The organism is Rhizobium anhuiense (assembly GCF_003985145.1).
Taxonomy (GTDB): domain Bacteria; phylum Pseudomonadota; class Alphaproteobacteria; order Rhizobiales; family Rhizobiaceae; genus Rhizobium; species Rhizobium anhuiense.
Map to the genome: position 1 here is coordinate 56,719 of NZ_ML133534.1, position 19,509 is coordinate 76,227.

The following is a 19,509-nucleotide window of genomic DNA, read 5'->3' on the forward strand; positions in this document are numbered from 1 at the left end:
AAAGCGAACCGGGCGACGGCGGGCGCCGCCCGGGTTTCATGCTTTGCTCAGAGGCCGCTATTGTCGGCCGCCGACTTCAGCGCGTCTTCGGGCGAGGACTGGCCGAGCAGCGATTCCTGGATCGCCTGCTGCAGCGCGGTCGAAAGCTCCTGATATTTCGGTGTCGTCGGACGCGGATACATGGCGGCAAGGCCGATCTTGGCGGCGGAGATCAGCTCCTCCTGGCCCTTGGTGACAGCAGGGTCTTCATAGGAGGATGCCCAGATCGGCAGGCTGAGCTTGGCATAGGCATTCTGCGTCGCCTGCGATGTCATGAAGGTGATGTACTTCCAGGCCTCATCAGGATGCTGGCTGGCCGAGGTGATGCCGAGGCCCATCGAGCCGTTGACGGCCGAAGCCTCGCTCTTGCCGGCAACACCCGGCGCCGGCACGACGCCGACCTTGCCCGCGACCTTGCTGTCCTTCGGATTGTTGGCCATGTTGTACATGTAGGTCCAGTTCAAAGCGAAGGCGGCATCGCCGTTTTCGAAGACCTTGCGGACGTCCTCTTCCAGGAATTCCTTGGAGTTCGGATTGGTCAGGCCCGAGGAATAGCTGGAGACCATGTATTTCAACGCATCGAGGCCGCCGCCGGTCTGGAAGGCCGGCTTGCCGTCCTTGAGGAAATCGCCGCCATAGGCGCTGACGAGCGTGGTGTAGTCGCAGATCGCGGCCTCGGCCTGCGACCAGCTCCAGGCGATCGGCGTGGCGAGCAGGCCCTTGTCCTTGATGGTCTTTGCCTGCTCGGTCAACTCGTCCCAGGTTTTCGGCGGCGCCTTGATGCCGGCCTTTTCAAGGATTTCTTTGTTGTAGAACAGGTATTTGGTGTCGAGGATCCACGGCATGCCGTAATATTTGTAGTCGTACTGCACGGTGGTCCAGGCGCCCGGCAGCACGCCCTTCTTCATCTCGTCGGTGACACGAGAGGAGACGTCGACCAGAACCTTGTTGGTGGCGTATTCGGCCGGCCAGATGACGTCGAAGAGGACGACGTCGTAACCGCCGCCGGACCCTTGCGCCAGCACCGTCTTGTCGTGCAGGCCTTCATAGGGAACGAATTCGAGATTGACCTTGATGTCGGGGTTCGCCTTGGCGAAGGCGTCGGTCATGGCGCGCACATCGGCCTCGCTATAGGCGGCCTGTGCCATGAAGAGCGCGTTCAGCGTCGTTTCGGCGAAAGCGTGCGGCGCAAAGGATGCGCCGATCAAGGCCGCACCGAGAAGCGTCTTGTTAAGGGATTTCAGCATTGCAGCCTCCAGTTTTTGACATTTACGCATTGCCGAGGGCGGACTTCGCCGCCCTCGGCGTTCGAGAAGGCGCGTGTTGAAAACGTGCCAGTCCATCATCTCGGAGCGTCGTCGGAGGCCTCGCTGGGCTTCCTGCGTTCCCTGGGACTCTCCGGTCCCTCATTAAGTCAAATGTATTGACTTAATACTTCTTCAACATTCTAATGGAGTCAAGAGGCAATTGCAGATGAATGACAGTCGACCGATCCGGGCCAAGAGCGGCACCAATCACGAAGGCACCAGCGCCCATAACCGGCGCGTGATGATCGATGCCCTAAGGATCAACGGTGCGCTTTCACGCGCCGATCTGGCGCGGGCGACGCGGCTGACCAAACAGACGGTGTCCAATATCATCGAGGAACTCGAACGCGACGGTCTCGTCAGTTCGCAGGAGGCGGTGCGGAAGGGCAGGGGCCAGCCCTCGACGCCCTACGGCCTGGTGCCCGAGGGCGCCTTTGCGATCGGTCTGCAGATCGACCGGCATGTGACGCGGGCGGTCGCCGTCGATCTGGTCGGCAGCGTTCTCGTGCGTGACGAGGCCGGCCTGCCGCCAGGCGGTCCGTTTAACGGGACGAAGGTCATCCTTGATCTCGTCGCCGGCGTGCGGTCGAAGCTCGCCGGGATCGTCCAGCAATCGGAAAAGCGGCTGGTCGGCCTCGGCGCCGCCATGCCCGGACCCTTCGGGGTCGCCGGCAGCGGCGACGATCCGTGGATGATGGAGGCTTGGCAGAAGTTTCCATTGCTGGAAACGCTGGCCGCCGGCACCGGGCTCGATGTCGGCCTGCAGAACGATGCGGCCGCGGCGGCGACCGCCGAACGTATGGTGGGAGCCGCCCATGGCCTCGACCATGCCGTCTGCCTCTTCGTCGGCTATGGCATCGGTGCCGGCCTCATTCTGAACGGCGAGCTTTACCGCGGCGCCAACGGCAATGCCGGCGAGATCGGCATGGCATTGCTGTTTGCCGACGGCAAATCGACGCCGCTCGAACATCGCGCCTCGCTCGCCTCGCTCTACCAGCATCTGTCGATCGATCCCGCCGATCCTGACCTTTATGCGCGGATCAACGAGCTTGCCTTAAGGGGCGATCACAGCATCCACGCCTGGGTCGAGGCGGCCGCAGCGGACCTGCGCTGGAGCATCCATCTCCTCGAGACGCTGTTCGATCCGCAGACGGTGATCCTCTGCGGCAGCGCGCCGGAAGCGCTGGTAAGCAGGCTGTTTGCGGCGATCGGCCCGCTGCTGCCGTCGATCGCCGAGCGCCGCGGCCGGACACTGCCGCGCCTGCAGCCGGGCATAGCCGATCCCTGGTCGGTGGCGCTGGGTGCCGCCGCCGGGCCGATCAGCCGTGCATTCGATCCACGTTTTGCCGCGATCCTGAAGGATTCCCTTCAATCCTGAGGCTGGAGCCAGTGTTGCACACCAGTGGAACGCAAAAAATGCCGGCTGTTGGCAAGTTTCGTTAGGAGGGTGCGGGCGAATAAATCCGTCCGGCCGAAATATAAATAAATATTGAACTCCCCCTAAAATTCCATTGTTTTGAATATAATAGAAATTTCCTCGTAATATGCTAAAGAACTCTTCGATATATCTATAAATATTTCTCCGATATCAGCGAATAACAATCGTGTGAATTTTTTATGACAACTGGATTTCGATCATTTCATGTCATGGAATATTCATTGGCCGCGGCAATTTGAACCCGCTAATAGGGCGTGCGCTGAAAGTGCGCATCCCTTTTACGTTCGAGGTTCTCATGCAAGCCAAGCTTCTCGGCGCCGTTGGCGCCCTTCTCGCTACAGCGTTTCTTGCTGGTCCCGCTGCCGCCGCCGATAAGACCAAGATCGACTTCTGGTTCGGCAACTCCGGTGACATTGCCAAGCGTGTCCAGGAACAGTGCGATCGCTTCAACCAGTCGCAGGCCGATTACGAAGTCGTCTGCACCAGCCAGGGCAGCTACGATGCGTCCTTGCAGAACACCATCGCTGCCTTCCGCGCCGGCAAGCAGCCGACCATCGCCCAGGTCTCCGATGCCGGCACGCTCGATATCATGCTCTCCGGCGCCTATTATCCGGCCAACAAGCTGATGGCCGACATGGGTTATACCGTCGACTGGAACGATTATTTCTCAGGTATATCGGGCTATTACGCGACCTCGAAGGGTGAGATGTACTCCTTCCCCTTCAACTCCTCGACCGCTCTGCTCTACTGGAACAAGGACGCCTTCGCCAAGATCGGCAAGGATCATGCTCCGGCAACCTGGAAGGAAGCAGGCGAAGACCTCAAGGCTCTGAAGGATGCAGGCTATGCTTGTCCGCTCGGCTTCGACATCTCCAACAACGAAGTCTGGCAGTACATCGAGCAGTTCGAAGCGGTCAACGGCGAAGCCATCGCCACGAAGAAGAACGGCTTTGAAGGTCTCGACGCCGAGCTGGTGTTCAACAAGAACCCGCTTCTGGTCAGCTATATCAAGGACCTCAAGTCCTGGTATGACAACAAGCTTGCCGTGATCAAAAACAAGGCCGTCGGCCAGACCTTCGTCGAAGCCTTTGCCGCCGGCGATTGCCAGGTCATCCTGACCTCGGTCGGCGACCATGGCAATGTTGGCCGCACCGCCAAGCAAGGCATGAACTGGGGCGTTTCCATGCTCCCGACCTACGGCGACGCAACCCGTCACAGCTCTTACGTCGGCGGCGCTTCGCTTTGGGTTCTGAAGGGCCATTCGGACGCTGAATACAAGGCTGCCGCTGCCTTCTTCAACTTCATCGCAAAGCCGGAAGAGGCTCTGACCTGGTCGACCGTTACCGGCTACATCCCGGTTCGTAACTCCGGCTTCGAATATCTCAAGAAGCAGGGCTTCTACGACAAGGCGCCTTATGCCGGCCGCGAACTCGCCATTCAGAGCCTGACCGCATCGCCTGCCGGTGACGCGGCTCCGCACGGCATCCGCCTCGGTGGCCTGCTGCAGGTCCGCACCGAAATCGCCAATGGTCTGCAGGCCATCTTCGTCAACAATGCCGATGTCCAGGCTTCGCTCGACGGCGCTGCCGCACGCGGCAATACGCTCCTGCGCCGCTTCCAGCAGACCTATAAGAACGTTCAGCTCCCCTGATCGCCCGATATATGCCGCACCCGGCCCGCGTCGCGCGCCGGGTGCGTCCTTGTAAGTTCCCTTATCGGCCGAGGATGCGTACTCGCCGCCCGCGTCTAAAGCGCGCCGCTCGCGCTTTAGATCTTTATTTCGGCGCATGTCGTTACCGCAAAACCGCTGCACACTTTTGCGCGACATGCTTTAAACCAAACCAGGACGAAAACGACCACTCATGGAAAAGCGCGTCACTTTCTCCTCGACGACGATCGGACTGCTCTTCGCATTTCCGATGCTGCTGCTGATCTTCGTCTTCTTCTATTGGCCAAGCGCGCAGGCGCTCTATTGGGCGTTCACGCTTGAGCAGCCATGGGGCGGCGGCAATGTCTGGGTCGGTTTCGACAATTTCAAACAGTTGCTCACCGATCCGATCTATTGGGACTCGATCACCCGTAGCATGATCTTCGGCTTCAGCTCGACGGCGATTGCCATGGGACTGGCGCTCATCCTGGCGCTTTTGACCGATCGTGAACTGCGCGGCCACAAGGTCTACCGGTCGGTGTTCATCTGGCCTTACGCAATTGCCGCTCCCGCTCTCGGGCTCGCCTTCCGCTTCATCCTGGCGCCGGAGGCCGGCCTGCTGTCGGTCATCAATCACGTCTGGCCCGGTCTCTGGAACCCGGCGCTCGACGGCAAGGATGCGATGATCGCCGTCATCGTCGCCTTCTCCTGGAAATATATCGGCTACAACTTCATCTTCTTCCTCTCGGCGCTGCAAGGCATTCCGCGCTCGCTGATCGAGGCGGCGGCCATGGACGGTTCGGGGCCGATGCGCCGGATCTGGGATATCCAGCTGCCCTTGCTGACGCCGACGCTGTTTTTCCTGCTCGTCATCAACATCACAGAGAGCTTCCAGGATTCCTTCGGTATCGTCGACGTCATGACCCAAGGCGGGCCGGCGCGCGCCACCGAACTCATGGTCTACAAGATCTATTTCGACGGCTTCAGAGGTCTCGATTATTCCGGCGCTGCGGCGCAGTCGATCATCCTGATGGTGCTCGTCGTCCTTCTCACCATCTTCCAGTTCCGCTTCATCGAGCGGCGCGTGCACTACAAGTGAGGTCGCGGACATGATCGAACGCACGCCGATATTCAACTTCATCTGCTATACGCTTCTTGCGCTCGGCATGGTGATCGCGCTCCTGCCTTTCGCCATCGTCATCATCGCGTCGACGCTGGATCTGGAAACGGTCAATCGCGTGCCGCTGCCGCTCACGCCGGGCTCGCATTTCTGGGAAAACGCCGAGGCCGCCTGGGTTCGCGCCGACCTCGGCAACAAGCTGTTCCACAGCATCATCTTCGCCACGACGGTCGGTGCCGGCAAAGTCATGCTTTCTTCCATGGCGGCTTTCTCGATCGTCTACTTCCGCTTCCGTGGCCGCTATGTGATTTTCTGGATCATCTTCATCACGCTGATGCTGCCGCTGGAAGTCCGCATCGTGCCGACCTATTCGATTGCGGCCAACGCGCTGCAGCCTTTCCAGACGATCCTCGACGTCACCGGGATAAGCTGGCTCGTCTCGCAGATCACCGGCATTCAGATCAAGCTCGAATGGGGTCTGCTGAATTCCTATCCCGGTCTCGTTCTGCCGCTGGTCGCCACGGCGACCGGCACCTTCCTTTACCGGCAGTTCTACCTGACGGTTCCGGACGAGCTGGCCGAAGCCTCGAAGATGGACGGTTCGGGCCCGGTCCGGTTCTTCTGGGATATTCTGCTGCCGCTTTCGCGGCCGAATATGATCGCGCTGTTCACCATCATGTTCGTCTGGGCCTGGAACCAGTATCTCTGGCCGTTGCTGATCACCACCGATCCGAATTTCGGCATTGCGGTGACGCAGTTGAAGACCCTGATCCCGTCCGAATTCGGCCTGCCCGACTGGAACGTCGCCATGGCTGGAACCCTGATCATCATGTCGCCGCCGCTGGTGCTCGTCATCCTGATGCAGCGCTGGTTCGTGCGCGGCCTTATCTCCACCGAGAAGTGAAGGAGTACTCCCTTGGCACCGATCTCCATTCGTGGCGTGAAGAAGAACTACGGCAAGACCCCCGTCGTCCACGGCGTCGATCTCGACATCCAGTCGGGTGAGTTCATCGTCATCCTCGGCCCGTCCGGCTGCGGCAAGTCCACGCTGCTGCGTATGATCGCCGGCCTCGAGGAAATCAGCGGCGGCGAAATCGCCATCGATGGCCGTGTCGTCAACCAGATGGAGCCGCGCGAACGCGGCTGCGCCATGGTGTTCCAGAACTACGCGCTTTACCCGCATATGAGCGTCGCCGAGAATATCGGCTATGCCTTGAAGGTGGCCGGCGTTTCGACGGCGGAGCGTACGCGGCGCATCGGCGAAGTCGCCAAGGCGCTCAGCCTCGAACCCTTCCTCGACCGTCGGCCGGCCGCCCTTTCCGGCGGCCAGCGGCAGCGCGTCGCCATGGGCCGCGCGATGATCCGCGAGCCGAAGGTGTTTCTCTTCGACGAGCCGCTATCGAACCTCGACGCCAAGCTGCGCATCGCCATGCGCGCCGAAATCCGACGCCTGCACCGCCGCCTCGGGGCCACCTCGATCTTCGTCACGCATGACCAGACGGAGGCGATGACGCTGGCCGACCGGCTGGTGGTGATGAATGGCGGCAGGGTGGAGCAGGTCGGCACGCCGGAAGAGGTCTATCATCATCCGGTCTCGCGCTTCGTCGCTGGTTTCGTCGGCACGCCGGCGATGAACCTGCTCGAAGGCACGATCAATGACGAGGGCGTCTTCGTCTACGACCAGAGCCGCAAGGTCGTGCTGCCGCGCGAGCGCGCCGCACCGCTTAAAGGCAAACGCGTCGTGCTCGGCATGCGCGCCGAAGCCGCCCGGCTGGTGGCCCCGGATGCGCCGGGTGCCCTCACCGCAACGGCCGATTTCATCGAAGAGCTTGGCGCAAGCCGTGTCGTCCACGCCGATTTCGACGGGCTGCCCTTTGCCGTGGCGCTGACCGAGGCGGTGAAGGTGAAGTCGGGAGATCCGATCGGCATCGCGATCGATTACGACCAGATCCACCTCTATGCCGCCGATACCGGCCGAATCATCGAGAACACTGCCATGAGCGGCGCCGGCGTCGTCCACGCCTGAGCGCGCCGCAACCGTTTCCGATCCCATGTGAGCGCCCGATATCAGCGATGGATCGGGTCGATCCACGGGACGTCTTCCGGCTTTTCGACCGGCTCGATGTCGAGATTGACGACGACCGGTTCCTGGCCCGAGCGGACGAGCACGCATTCCAGCGTCTCGTCGCGGCTGGCGTTGATCTCCTGGTGCGGCACATAGGGCGGAACATAGATGAAATCGCCGGGGCCGGCCTCGGCGGTATATTCCAGATGTTCGCCCCAGCGCATGCGGGCCTTGCCCTTGACCACGTAGATGATGCTTTCGAGATCGCCGTGGTGATGGGCGCCGGTCTTGGCGTTGGCATGGATCGTTACCGTGCCGGCCCAGATCTTTTCGGCGCCGGCACGCGCATTGTTGATCGCAGTCGCGCGGTTCATGCCCGGCGTCTGCGCGGTATTCGGATCGAGCGAATTGCCGGGAATGACCTTGACGCCATGTTCGCGCCAGTCGACATGATGGTGCTCGTGGTCGTCGCTCATACCTTGCCTCCCGCTTCGATCTGGTCAGTCTAGGCCGGCGCCGGGCGGCAGCCAAGCGGATTTGCCCGCACAATATCTCGGCGCCCCGATAGCTTCTGTGCACAAAGGAAAGAACGGACCCGATGAGCCACCTCCCGCAGATCGACTACGATACCGCTTCGGAAGAGATTCGTGCGGCGCATGACGAAGAAATCAGGCTGCGCGGACGGATGACCAATATGAAGCGGACGCTCTTACATTCGCCCGCCGCCCATCGCATCTACGCCGAATGGTTCACGCTGCGGGCCGAACTCGATCCTGCTGTCAATGACCGGGCGATCTGGATCTTCTCGCATGCAATCTCTAAGGCGGCGCAATCGAAAATCGCCATCACCTTCTTTCGTCGGGCGCTGATCAACAATGGTTTCAATCCGGACGCACTGGAGCTTTCCGAGGAGGAAGCGCTGCTCGACGCTTTCGGCAAGGCGATCGTTGCCGATTCCAACGCCGTACCCGCCGAACTCTGGGCGAAGCTGAAACAGCGCTACGAGATCAAGGTGCTTGTCGATCTCGTCGCCTTCGCCGGCATCATGCTGGCGACCGCCGTCTTCAACAATGTCGTCGACGTCGATTTCGACCCCGAGCTTGAAGCTTTCGCCGAAGGCGCCAATTCCGCCTAACCGAGTGCGGCGATCGCGCCCCTGACGGCGTCCGCGCCGGGTCTGGTCGGCCGGTATTCCAGACCGACGGCGCCGTCGTAGCCGTTGGCGAAGATCCAGTCGAGGCGATGGGCAAGGTCGATTTCGCCAGAGCCCGGTTCGTTGCGGCCGGGGTGATCGGCGACATGGACGTGGATGATGCGATCGAGGCGGCCATCGAGCACGTCCTCGGTGCGCTCGTCCATCACGGCGGAGTGGTAGATGTCGTAGACGATGCCAATCTCGGGGCGGGCGACGTCATCGATGATGTCGAGGCCTTCGCGGGTCGAATCGAGGAAATAGCCGACATGGTCGATGCGGATGTTGAGCGGCTCGACGCCGAGGCGCACACCGCTGCCTGCAAGAATATCGGCGCCGGCCTTCAGTGTTTCAGTCAGCGCCCGGCGCTGTTCTTGCCGGCTCAGGGCCGGGAGATCGTCGCCCGCCTGGGCAATCAGCACCGGCGCGCCGAGACGCCTGGCGACAGTGACGGATTCGGCAAGGCCTTTCAGCCAAGCCTGCCGGTTGGCGGCGTCGGTCAACGCGATCATCGGTTCGGCGACGAGGCTGGTGACGGCAAGGCCGGTTTCCTTCAGTGTCGCCTCGATCGCGTCCAGATCCTTGTCGCTCCAGCGCCAGAATTCGATTGCCGTCAGGCCGGCAGCATGGGCGCGGCGGATGCGGTCGGGAAAGCGGTCGCCCTCTTCGGCAAACAGCCACTCTATGCAGGCTGAATAACGTGGCATGAAAACTCCTCCCATCCTGTTGATGTAGGCATGCGACAGATCGCAGCCTCTCGCAAGAGGCGTTCGGGCGCTTGACGCCCGGGTTCATTGGCGGAACACTCAGCATATCAGGCCGGGATCTCCGGCCGTTGCGGAGGAAGACATGGATCTCGGATTGAAGGGAAAGACTGCCGTCATAACAGGCGCGTCGGTCGGTATCGGACTGGCGATCGCCGAGGGGCTGGCGGCTGAGGGCGCCAATCTCGTGCTGGCGGCCCGCGGCGGCGATCGGCTCAAGGCGGAAGCCGCCCGTATCGCCGAGAAGTACGGTGTCGACGCCATCGCTGTTGCCGCCGACGTGGCGACGGCTGGGGGAACCGAGGCGATCATTGCGGCGGCGGCCGAAAAAGGCGGGGCCGATATCCTCATCAACAATGCCGGCACCGGATCGAATGAGACGGTGATGGAGGCGCCGGACGAGAAGTGGCAAGCCTATTGGGACCTGCATGTGATGGCCGCCGTGCGGCTTGCGCGCGGCATCGCGCCGCAGATGAAGGAACGCGGCGGTGGTGTGATCCTGCACAACGCCTCGATCTGTGCCGTTCAGCCGCTGTGGTACGAACCGATCTACAATGTCAGCAAGTCGGCGCTGATGATGTTTTCGAAGACACTGTCGACCGAGCTCATCAAGGACAATATCCGTGTCAACTGCGTCAATGCCGGCCTTATCCTGACGCCCGACTGGATCAAGACCGCCAAGCAGTTGACGGCCGAAACCGGCGGCAACTGGGAAGGCTACCTGCAGAGCGTCGCCAACGAACACGCCGCCTCCAAACGCTTCGGCACGCCGGAGGAACTGGCGAATGTCTTCGTCTTCCTGAGTTCGGAGCGCGCGAGCTATTGCATCGGCTCGACCTATTTCGTCGATGGCGGCATGCTGAAGACGATTTGACGGCGGCCGCCGGCAGGGCTCGGCAAGTCGATCTTTCGCAAGACTGCCGGGCCGGCCTGTGGACGTTGCCGATACAAGCTATAAATAATAGCTATTTTGTTGTATGTTCACGCTTTTGACGCTATTTGCCTGCTATTGGCAGGATAAATACTGCGATTCTACAAGGCGACGACGATGCTGACGAAAAAGGGAAAATACGGGCTGAAGGCGCTGGTCGATCTGGCGCGGCTGGCGCCGGGCGAGACTGCCTTCATCAACGATATCGCGGCCCGCAACAATATCCCGAAGAAGTTCCTCGATACGATCCTGCTGGAACTGCGCAATGTCGGCATCCTGCGCTCGAAGAAGGGGCCGGGCGGCGGCTATTCGCTGTCGCGGCCGGCCTCGGAAATCCGCATCGGCCATGTCATCCGCACGCTCGACGGGCCCCTAGCACCGATTCGCTGCGCCAGCCGGACGGCGTACGAGGCCTGCGACGACTGCGCCGATCCTGAGACCTGTCAGGTGCGGCGCTCGATGACCGATGTTCGGGACGCGATCGCCGCCATTCTCGACAATATGACCCTCGAGCAATTCGTCGCCGACGGCGGCCGCATCGAAGGCGCTAAGGAACAGTTCCCGATCTCCGCCGCCAGCTGATTAGGCGCCACCGACCTTCGACATGTATTCGCCTGCGGTATGCACCAATCTATCCCGCGGCAGCGAAAGCGCGTGAATGCGGGCATTCCGCCAATGGCGGTCGAGATTGAGCCCGATGCCTGCTGATGTTCCCCCTGCAAGTTCGAACAGCGCGTTTGCGGTGTCGAGCGCCGTTTCCCCGGCAAGGATCGCCGCCGCCGAGGCGGAGAAATGCGCGTCCGCCATCGCTGCCTCGACAGGATTGACCTGGGCAATGTCGAGCTTGCGGCCAGCCCGTTCCAAGGCTGCCGCTGTCGCTTCGATGCGGATGGCGCGTTCGCCGATCCGGGGAAGAACCGTTGTGCTGCGATCGCCGATCGCGGTCATCAGGTCGCTCCATGCGGCTCGCGCGATGCCGAGGCCGACGCCGGCCTTGAGCAGCAGGCCGAGCGAGATGCCGGTCGAATGTCCGGACGAAGGGGCAGGCGCAACCGCATCGGCATTGACATGAAGCGTGCCGACGAGCGCCGTCGCCGATCCATTGGTGCGTTGGCCGAAGCCGTCCCAATCGTCGACCACCTGCACGCCTTCGTCATCGCGTGCGAGGTAGAGCGTCACCGGGCGGCTGGGCGGAGCGGTGGCGGCGGCGGCGATCCAGTCGGCGAACAGAATACCGGGCACTTGGCGCGTGCGCCCGCTGAGGCGATAGCCCGGGCCTTCGGCCGTAAGCTCGGCCTCGTCAGTAAAGGCGGCGCCGGCGAAGCGGTCGCCGAGCAGCACACGGGCAAACAGCGATGCCTTCAAATCCTCGCCGGCCTGGGTACGGAGCGTTTCCAGTGCGCAAAAATGATTTTCCAACGCCTCGCCGATCGAGGCGTCGCCCTCGGCGATGATCGCAACGATTTCGGCGAGCAGGGCGTTCGACACGTCGAGCCCTTCATGGTCAGGCGGTACGGCGATTGCCGTCAGCCCCGATACCGACAGCGCATCGAGCTCGGCAAAGGGCAGGATGCGGTTGATATCGCGTTCGCTCGCCTGGTGCCGGAATGCGGCAGCGTGGTCGCGGGCCGCGGATATCGCCTCCTCTTCGCTTTCGATGCGATGCGCGGGAGGCCTCAAGCTCTCATGAAACTGCGATACCGTTCCCATCGGTCACTCTTTCCTCGACGGATACAGGAGTGAGGGATTAGCCCTCGAATGATAAGACCGGTTTTTCTACAAAACCCGAATGGTTTGAATTTTCTTACCAGCTTGATTGCCCTGTTCTCCACGCTACTTACGGTGAAGTGGGGCTTCCTTGATTGAGAAACATGATGAGCGACTCTCGTGCTCGCAACAGCGAGGTTTCGAAAATGGCGCGCCAGCCGAGACCGCGTCTGACGCTGGATATTGCCGCTATCCCAACCTATGCGATCGGCGACATTCACGGCCGGTACGATCTGCTTGTGAAAGCCGAGGAAGCGATCCTGCGTGATGGCGCGCGGCTGCCCGGGCGCAAGCTGATCGTCACGCTCGGCGACTATATCGACCGCGGCCCGGAATCGGCACAGGTTATCGGCCATCTCATGGAGCCACCACCTGATGGATTCGACCGCATCTGCCTTGCCGGCAATCACGAAATCGCCATGCTCGACTATATCGACGGCTGGATCTCCTATGACGATTGGATGCAGATGGGGTCGGCGGAGCTGCTCAAATCCTATGGGCTCGATCCGGACCACCTGCCCCTGGTCTTCCCCACCGGCGCAAAACTCGATGCCTTCATCCGCCAGTCGTTGCCGCGTACGCATATCGATTTCATGCGGGCGATGCCTGTCCTGCTGGAAACCCCAAGCGTGATTTTCGTGCACGCCGGCATCAATCCGAAACTGCCGCTCGACAGGCAGACGGACGAGGATCTGGTCCTCATCCGCCAGCGATTTCTCGAAAGCCGGGTGCCGTTACCGAAACTCATCGTTCACGGCCATACGCCGAACGACAAACCCGATATACGGCCGAGGCGGCTCAATATCGATACGCGCGCCTATCGCAGTGGCAAGCTCACCGTCGCGCGCCTGTGGCAGGGCCAGGTGCATCTGTTTTCGACCTGACTTGCGCGCGTGTTTCTTCAGAGCCGGGTGGGTCGTCTCAGACGACCCCTTCATCGACCGGCTCCGTCTTTGCCGGTTCTACCGTAGCCGGCCGGTTGCGGCGCCAGCCGCGCAGCACGACGTAGAAGACCGGCGTCAGGAACAGACCGAAGATCGTCACACCGAGCATGCCCGAGAAGACGGCGGTGCCGAGCGACTGGCGCATTTCGGCGCCGGGGCCGGTGGCGATGGCAAGCGGCAGAACTCCGAAGATGAAGGCGAATGCCGTCATCAGGATCGGGCGCAGGCGAAGATGGCTGGCCTCGATGGCCGCTTCCACCGGCGACTTGCCTTCCTCTTCCGCCTGCCTGGCGAACTCGACGATCAGAATGGCGTTTTTGGCCGCAAGACCGATCAGGACGATCAGGCCGATCTGCGTCAGGACATTGTTGTCCATGCCCCGCAGGGAGACCCCGATCAGCGCCGCGAGCACCGCAAGCGGGACGATGAGAATGATCGCGAGCGGCAGAACCCAGCTTTCATATTGGGCCGCCAGCGCCAGGAAGACGAAGACGACGGAGAGGGCGAAGATGTAGATGGCCGTGTTGCCGGTGTGGGTCTCCTGATAGGCGAGTTCCGTCCATTCGAAGGTCGTGCCCTGCGGCAGGATCTTCGCAGCCAGCGCTTCCATCTTGGCGATGGCATCGCCGGTCGACGTGCCCGGCGTCGGATTGCCCTGAAGCGGCACCGAGACGTACATGTTGTAGCGCTGGACAAGCGCCGGGCCGCTGGCATCCTGAATGTCCATCAAGGTTCCAAGCGGAACCAGCGCGCCGGTTGCCGATCGAACCTTCAGGGCGAGAATGTCTTCCCTGTCCATGCGATATTGCCGGTCGGCCTGGGCGCGGACCTGGTAGACGCGGCCGAACGCATTGAAATCGTTGACGTAGGCGACGCCGAGATTGATGGAAAGCGCGTTGAAGATATTGGGGATCGGCACGTTCAGGAAGCGTGCCTTGTCGCGGTCGAGCGCCAGGAAGTATTGCGGGCTTGCATCGGAGAATGTCGTAAAGACGCCCGTCAGCCCTTCGGTCGTCGCCGCCGCACCCATCATCTGGCGGGCGAGGCCGAGCACGCGCGTCATGTCAGCGTTTTCGAGATCTGATATCTGCATCTTGAAGCCGCCGGAATTGCCGACGCCACGCACGGATGGCGGCGGGATGGCAATGATGAAGGCTTCCTGGATGCTTTGCAGCTTGCCGTAAAGCTCGCCGATGATCTTATTGGCGTTCTCTCCGCCTTCTTCACGTTCGGCAAAGGATTTGAACGGAACGAAGACGACGCCGGCATTCGAAGCATTGGTGAATGTCGCCCCGCTGAAGCCGGCAAATTGCACGGCGTTGCCGACGCCGGGCACGGTGCGGGCGATATCGCCCACCTGTCTGACGACGGCATCGGTACGCGCAAGCGAGGCGCCGTCCGGAAGCTGGATGACGATGATCGCGTAACCCTGGTCCATGGTCGGGATGAAGCCGGCGGGAACTTTCGTTCCCATGTACCAGGTGGCCCCGAGCAGGCAGACGAAGGCGGCCATCGCGGCTGTCAATCCCACCCAACTGCTGACCAGATGCCGAACGGTCCATGAATAGCCCGAGCTCAGCCGATCGAATCCACGATTGAAGCCGTTTGCAAGTCCTCTTCCCAGGCGCGTGGCGACGTTCGTGCGCCTGGTTTCGTGGTCATGGGTTTTCAGCAATATGCCTGCAAGGGCGGGCGACAGCGTCAGCGAATTCAATGCGGAAATTGCCGTGGTGACAGCGATCGTCACCGCGAACTGCCGGTAGAACTGGCCTGAGATGCCGGGAATGAAGGCGGTCGGCACGAATACGGCAATCAGCACCAGCGAGATGGCGACGACGGCAGTTCCGACTTCGTCCATCGTGACGTGGGATGCCTGTTTTGGCGTCATGCCGCGGGCGAGATTGCGCTCGACATTTTCCACCACCACGATCGCGTCGTCGACGACGATCCCGATCGCGAGCACGAGGCCGAACAGGGTGAGCATGTTGAGCGAGAAGCCGAAGGCCAGCAGGACGGCGAAGGTGCCGATCAGCGATACAGGGATGGCAATGATCGGAATGATCGCCGTTCGCCAGGATTGCAGGAAGACGAGAACGACAATCGCCACCAGGATGGCCGCCTCGGCGATGGTTCTATAGACCTCGGTGATCGAATCCGAGATGAATTCGGTCGTGTCGTAGACGATGCGATATTCCAGGCCCTGCGGGAAATTCTGCGAGAGGTCCTTCATGATCGACTGGACCTGATGGGCGGTGTCCAGGGCATTGGTTCCCGGCCGGGCGAAGATGCCAAGAGCAACGGCCGGGTCATTGTTGAGATAGCTGTTGGTGACGTAATCCTGCGCGCCGAGTTCGATACGGGCGACATCCTGCAACTGCACGAGCCGGCCCGATGTCGTCGATTTCACGATGACATATCGGAACTCGCGCACATCGGAGAAGCGTCCATCCGTTCGCACCGTATATTCGAACGCATTCTTGCCGGTCACCGGCGGGGCACCGATCTTGCCTCCGGACACCTGGACGTTCTGGTCTCTCAGCGCGGCGACGACGTCATCGGATGTCATCCCGTAGGCGGAGAGTTTTTCCGGATCCAGCCAGATTCGCATCGAATACTGGCGTTCGCCGAAGAGCTGCACGTCGCCGACGCCGTCAAGGCGAACGAGAACGTCACGGATTCGGTTGCGGGCGTAGTTCGAGACATAAAGCTGGTCATAGCGGTGCGACGGCGACAGCAGATGCACCACCATCATCAGATCGGGCGAGCTTTTGTCAGTGGTCACCCCAAGCCGCTGGACTTCCTCGGGAAGACGGGGCAGGGCGATGGAAACGCGGTTCTGAACGAGCACCTGCACCTTGTCGAGATCGGTGCCGAGCTTGAAGGTGATCGTCAGCGACATGGCGCCGTCGGCGCTGGAATAGGACGACATGTAAAGCATGTCTTCGACGCCATTGATCTGCTGTTCGAGCGGGGTCGACACGGTATCGGCGATCGTCTGCGGATCGGCACCCGGATATGACGTGCGCACGACGATGGTTGGCGGCGCTATCTCCGGATACTGGGATACCGGCAATTGCGTATAGGCAATGCCGCCGACGACCAGAAGAACGATCGAGATGACGGCCGCAAAGATCGGCCGGTCCACGAAAAAATGAGCAAATCTCATTGTCCGTTCTCCGCGCCGGCGGTTTCGGGCGCAGTGTCCTGCCGCTCCTTGGGCAGTTCGGTCATCTGAGGTGTGATCTTGGTACCCGGCCGGGCGCGGATCAGGCCGTTGACGATGATCGTCTCGGTCCCGTCAAGGCCTTCGCGTATGACGCGGTAGCCATAGAGCCGGGGTCCGGGTCTCACCGGCTTGGTCGAAACCGTGCCGTCCTCGGCGACGACATAGACGACGCGCTCATTCTGGTCGGAGCCGATTGCCTCGTCGGGAACGAGAATGGCCTGGTAGGTGTTGGAGGCTTCGACCTGTATGCGGCCGAAGAGGCCGGGCTGAAGGACGAGATCGGGGTTGGGGAAGCGGGCCCGCAGACGAATGGTGCCACTCTCATTGTCGACCCGGTTTTCGGCGAAATCGAGCTTTCCCTTGAATGGTTTTGCATTGGGATCCGAGATCGTGACGGAGACATCCAGACCGCCGCCGCCCTGTTGGAGATCCTTGCCGAGCTTGCGCGCCGTGTCGGCGAAATTCAACAGGCGGCGCTCGTCGACGTCGAAATAGAAATCGATCGGATCGAGCGAAACGATTGTTGTCAGCACGGTCTGGTCGGTCTGCACGAGGTTGCCGGCCGAAATCAGCCGGCGATCGATGCGGCCGCTGAGCGGCGCCTTGATCTCGGTATATTCCATGTCGAGAGAAGCGCGATCGGCTGCGGCCTGCGCGCCGCGGACATTGGCCTCGGCCGAATCGAATTCGCGGCGGCGATCATCCAGCGTCTGCGCCGACTGGCTGCCGCTCGAAGCAAGCGATTGCGTGCGCTTATATTGCGCATCGGCAAAGACCAAGGCGGATTGCGCCGATTCGAGTGCGGCCTTTGCCTGATTGAGCGCGGTGACGAACGGCCTCTGGTCGATGACGAAGAGCAGGTCGCCCTGCTTGACCAAGGCGCCGTCCTGGAAATGGATTTCCTGCAGGTACCCACCGACGCGCGAGCGAACGGAGACTTCGTCGACCGGCTCGAAGCGGCCGATGAATTCGTCGCTGTCGACGACATCGCGCACAACAGGCTTGGCGACGGTGACGGGCGGGGGCGGCGGGGCGCTCTGAGCCAGCGCGGCCAAAGGCATGAATGCGGCGATAGAGCCAAACACCAGCATCTGTCGAAGCGCGTAGGTCATACCAGTCCTCCAATCTTGGCAGCCGATTAACTAGCCGCCAACCTCAAGATGAAGTGATGCTGTTCAGGTCTTGCTGCTTTGAACGAAGGCCTCTGCCCCCGGGGATTTCTCCGGCGTCCGATCCCTTGGAAAGGAAGGCCGGCAGGCAATGTCGATCAGAAAAATCGTAACCCTATGGAATTGGACTATAAACGGCAGCGGCGAAAAATTGCAAATGCCAATTGGTTACGATTTTCGAATCCATCAAAACTTCACAGAGCGCGTCAGCTCTCCACAATCTCGTCTCTGCCCGGCGGCAGGGCGCCGAGTTCGGCCCAGTCGAGTTCCTGTTCCAGCATGTGAAAGACATCGTCGTCGATCTCGCCGGCGCGGCGCATTGCCGCCAGTCTGCGGCGCTTCGCAACGATGACATTGCGGCGCTGCTTGTCGAGCCGGCTGACCTCGCGCGGATGTTTCCCGTCCACGGCGATCTCGCGCTCGGAGGTGTACACGTCGCGCAGGATGCGGGTGGATTTGTCTTCGCCGCCGGCGAGTTCGGCAAGTGCTGCATCGATCAACGTGACACGGGCTCTGGCGAGGTCGCGGTCCACGGAGGTGTCCGGTTCGAATTTCAGGAAACGGATCAGCGGCCCGAGCGTCAGGCCCTGGACGATGAGCGTGCCGAGAACGACGGCGAGCGCGCTGAGCAGGATGATGTCGCGATCGGGGAAGTCGATCGGCAGGGCGAGCGCGGTGGCCAGCGTGACGAGGCCGCGCATGCCGCACCAACCGGCAAGCAGGCTCGTCGCGAAGGTGGGAACGGCCTGTTTCGTGCGCCCGCGCGCGGCAAGAAAGTTGATGACGCGGTTATAAAACAGCACCCAGGCCAGCCGGACGAGAATGACCGTGACGAAAACCATGGTGGCGAAGGTGATTGCGAAATCCAGGCGGCCGGGATCGAGGTCGAGGACGATCTGACGGGCCTGCAGGCCCATCAGCAGGAAGGCCAGCACGTTGAGCAGAAAGACCGCGGCCTCCCAGACCGAATAGGAATGGATGCGGTGGCGGGCCGTCTGCCGCTCGGGCATGTAGCGGGCGATGACCATCGCGTAGACGACGATCGCCAGTATTGCCGAAAAGTGTAGCCGCTCGGCGATGATCCACGTGCCGAAAGTGGCGACGAATTCAAGCAGGGTGCCGCCGAGCGTGCCGGCGAGCCTCAGGCCGACGACCATGTAGAGACGGCCCATGAGGTAACCGAGGATGAGGCCGCCCGGCACGGCGAGCGCCAATTCCGCCAGGGCACCGGCGAAGAAGGCGGGGCTCGCGGCGGCTGCCACCGCGGCGCTGAAGATCAGGAGCGCGACGGCGTCGTTCAGGAGGCTTTCGCCCTTCAGGATCACATAGGTCTGGCGCGGCAGGGTGAAGCGGTCGAGCATGGCGGTCGCCGCCGCCGCATCCGGCGGCGCGACGATGGCGCCGAGTGCGACGGCCGCGGCAAGCGGCAGGCCGGCGATCGTCACGCTGACGGTGGCGACGGCGGCGGCCGTCAATATCACGGCGATGGCGGCGAGCGAGAGGAGTGGCAGCCAGTTGTGCCTCAACGTCCTCGGCGGCAGATCATAGGCGGCGTCGAAGAGCACGGGCGCGATCAGCAACGCCAGCGCAAGCTCGGGATCGATTGCGACCTCAGGCGCCCAAGGCACGGCGGCGACGATGACGCCAGCGATCGCCAGCATTGTCGGATAAGGGATCCGGAACTTCCTGGAGAATTGCAGAAAGACGATCGCCACCAGCAGCAGCGTCAGCATGCTTTCGAAGAACGCCATCGAGCTCCCCAATGCGGCGCCTCCGGCGGAGGCGACGACTACAGGCAGAATTAGGGCGGAGCTAGGCCGCGGCTACCGTCTGGCGTCTGCAACCGGCGAAAGGAAGAACTGCAGGACAAGCCTGAGCCGGCCTGCGGCATTTTCGCCG

At 61.7% G+C, this 19,509-nt stretch carries 16 protein-coding genes; 9 read left to right on the forward strand and 7 right to left on the reverse strand.

Annotated features, from left to right (window positions below):
• Positions 1 to 47 precede the first annotated feature (47 nt).
• Positions 48 to 1,286 (reverse strand): extracellular solute-binding protein, encoded by a 1,239-nt coding sequence (locus EEQ99_RS26675; RefSeq protein ID WP_127431347.1) that lies wholly within the window; start codon positions 1,284 to 1,286, stop codon positions 48 to 50.
• Between the two features lie 226 nt (positions 1,287 to 1,512).
• Here EEQ99_RS26675 and EEQ99_RS26680 point away from each other — a divergent pair, with 226 nt between their 5' ends.
• The 5 genes from EEQ99_RS26680 (at position 1,513) to EEQ99_RS26700 (ending at position 7,578) form a co-directional block, all read left to right on the forward strand.
• Positions 1,513 to 2,724 carry an ROK family transcriptional regulator gene (locus tag EEQ99_RS26680; RefSeq protein WP_097544925.1) on the forward strand — a complete coding sequence of 404 codons (1,212 nt, stop codon included), beginning with the start codon at positions 1,513 to 1,515 and terminating at the stop codon, positions 2,722 to 2,724.
• A 355-nt stretch (positions 2,725 to 3,079) separates the two neighbouring features.
• Positions 3,080 to 4,435, forward strand: coding sequence for an extracellular solute-binding protein (locus EEQ99_RS26685; protein ID WP_127431348.1), 1,356 nt, complete (start codon positions 3,080 to 3,082; stop codon positions 4,433 to 4,435).
• A gap of 211 nt (positions 4,436 to 4,646) precedes the next feature.
• Positions 4,647 to 5,531, forward strand: a complete 885-nt coding sequence (locus EEQ99_RS26690) for a carbohydrate ABC transporter permease (RefSeq protein WP_127431349.1) — start codon at positions 4,647 to 4,649, stop codon at positions 5,529 to 5,531.
• Between the two features lie 10 nt (positions 5,532 to 5,541).
• The gene (locus tag EEQ99_RS26695; RefSeq protein WP_025570018.1) at positions 5,542 to 6,456 is read left to right on the forward strand and encodes an ABC transporter permease subunit; all 915 of its coding nucleotides are present in this window, start codon (positions 5,542 to 5,544) and stop codon (positions 6,454 to 6,456) included.
• A 12-nt stretch (positions 6,457 to 6,468) separates the two neighbouring features.
• The gene (locus EEQ99_RS26700; protein WP_063474371.1) at positions 6,469 to 7,578 is read left to right on the forward strand and encodes a sn-glycerol-3-phosphate import ATP-binding protein UgpC; all 1,110 of its coding nucleotides are present in this window, start codon (positions 6,469 to 6,471) and stop codon (positions 7,576 to 7,578) included.
• 41 nt (positions 7,579 to 7,619) lie between these two features.
• Here EEQ99_RS26700 and EEQ99_RS26705 read toward each other — a convergent pair whose 3' ends face one another.
• Positions 7,620 to 8,093 (reverse strand): cupin domain-containing protein, encoded by a 474-nt coding sequence (locus EEQ99_RS26705; RefSeq protein ID WP_047618592.1) that lies wholly within the window; start codon positions 8,091 to 8,093, stop codon positions 7,620 to 7,622.
• 122 nt (positions 8,094 to 8,215) lie between these two features.
• Between EEQ99_RS26705 and EEQ99_RS26710 the strand changes: the two genes are divergently transcribed.
• A complete protein-coding gene (locus EEQ99_RS26710) occupies positions 8,216 to 8,752 on the forward strand; it encodes a carboxymuconolactone decarboxylase family protein (protein ID WP_047618595.1) in 537 nt (178 codons plus the stop codon).
• On the opposite strand, the gene EEQ99_RS26715 is transcribed toward EEQ99_RS26710, so the two are convergent.
• Positions 8,749 to 9,516, reverse strand: a complete 768-nt coding sequence (locus EEQ99_RS26715) for a TIM barrel protein (RefSeq protein WP_047618597.1) — start codon at positions 9,514 to 9,516, stop codon at positions 8,749 to 8,751. The two genes, EEQ99_RS26710 and EEQ99_RS26715, sit on opposite strands and share 4 nt — an antisense overlap.
• 142 nt (positions 9,517 to 9,658) lie before the next feature.
• Between EEQ99_RS26715 and EEQ99_RS26720 the strand changes: the two genes are divergently transcribed.
• Together EEQ99_RS26720 and EEQ99_RS26725 are read left to right on the forward strand one after the other, a co-directional pair.
• A complete protein-coding gene (locus EEQ99_RS26720; protein WP_047618598.1) occupies positions 9,659 to 10,447 on the forward strand; it encodes an SDR family NAD(P)-dependent oxidoreductase in 789 nt (262 codons plus the stop codon).
• Between the two features lie 174 nt (positions 10,448 to 10,621).
• A complete protein-coding gene (locus EEQ99_RS26725) occupies positions 10,622 to 11,086 on the forward strand; it encodes an RrF2 family transcriptional regulator (RefSeq protein ID WP_026188508.1) in 465 nt (154 codons plus the stop codon).
• Here EEQ99_RS26725 and EEQ99_RS26730 read toward each other — a convergent pair whose 3' ends face one another.
• Positions 11,087 to 12,214 carry a monooxygenase gene (locus EEQ99_RS26730; RefSeq protein WP_127431350.1) on the reverse strand — a complete coding sequence of 376 codons (1,128 nt, stop codon included), beginning with the start codon at positions 12,212 to 12,214 and terminating at the stop codon, positions 11,087 to 11,089. It lies immediately after the preceding gene.
• A 164-nt stretch (positions 12,215 to 12,378) separates the two neighbouring features.
• On the opposite strand from EEQ99_RS26730, the gene EEQ99_RS26735 reads away from it, so the two are divergent.
• Entirely contained in the window at positions 12,379 to 13,155 is a 777-nt protein-coding gene (locus EEQ99_RS26735) for a metallophosphoesterase family protein (RefSeq protein ID WP_174824506.1), read from the forward strand.
• Between the two features lie 37 nt (positions 13,156 to 13,192).
• On the opposite strand, the gene EEQ99_RS26740 is transcribed toward EEQ99_RS26735, so the two are convergent.
• The 3 genes from EEQ99_RS26740 to EEQ99_RS26750 all read right to left on the reverse strand — a co-directional run bounded on the left by EEQ99_RS26740 (position 13,193) and on the right by EEQ99_RS26750 (position 19,361).
• Positions 13,193 to 16,381 (reverse strand): efflux RND transporter permease subunit, encoded by a 3,189-nt coding sequence (locus EEQ99_RS26740; protein ID WP_063474375.1) that lies wholly within the window; start codon positions 16,379 to 16,381, stop codon positions 13,193 to 13,195.
• Positions 16,378 to 17,553 carry an efflux RND transporter periplasmic adaptor subunit gene (locus tag EEQ99_RS26745; RefSeq protein ID WP_048338375.1) on the reverse strand — a complete coding sequence of 392 codons (1,176 nt, stop codon included), beginning with the start codon at positions 17,551 to 17,553 and terminating at the stop codon, positions 16,378 to 16,380. The genes EEQ99_RS26740 and EEQ99_RS26745 overlap by 4 nt, the downstream gene beginning before the upstream one ends.
• Positions 17,554 to 17,816: 263 nt before the next feature.
• Complete coding sequence (locus tag EEQ99_RS26750; RefSeq protein ID WP_063474376.1) at positions 17,817 to 19,361, reverse strand: cation:proton antiporter; 1,545 nt, start codon at positions 19,359 to 19,361, stop codon at positions 17,817 to 17,819.
• Positions 19,362 to 19,509 lie beyond the last annotated feature (148 nt).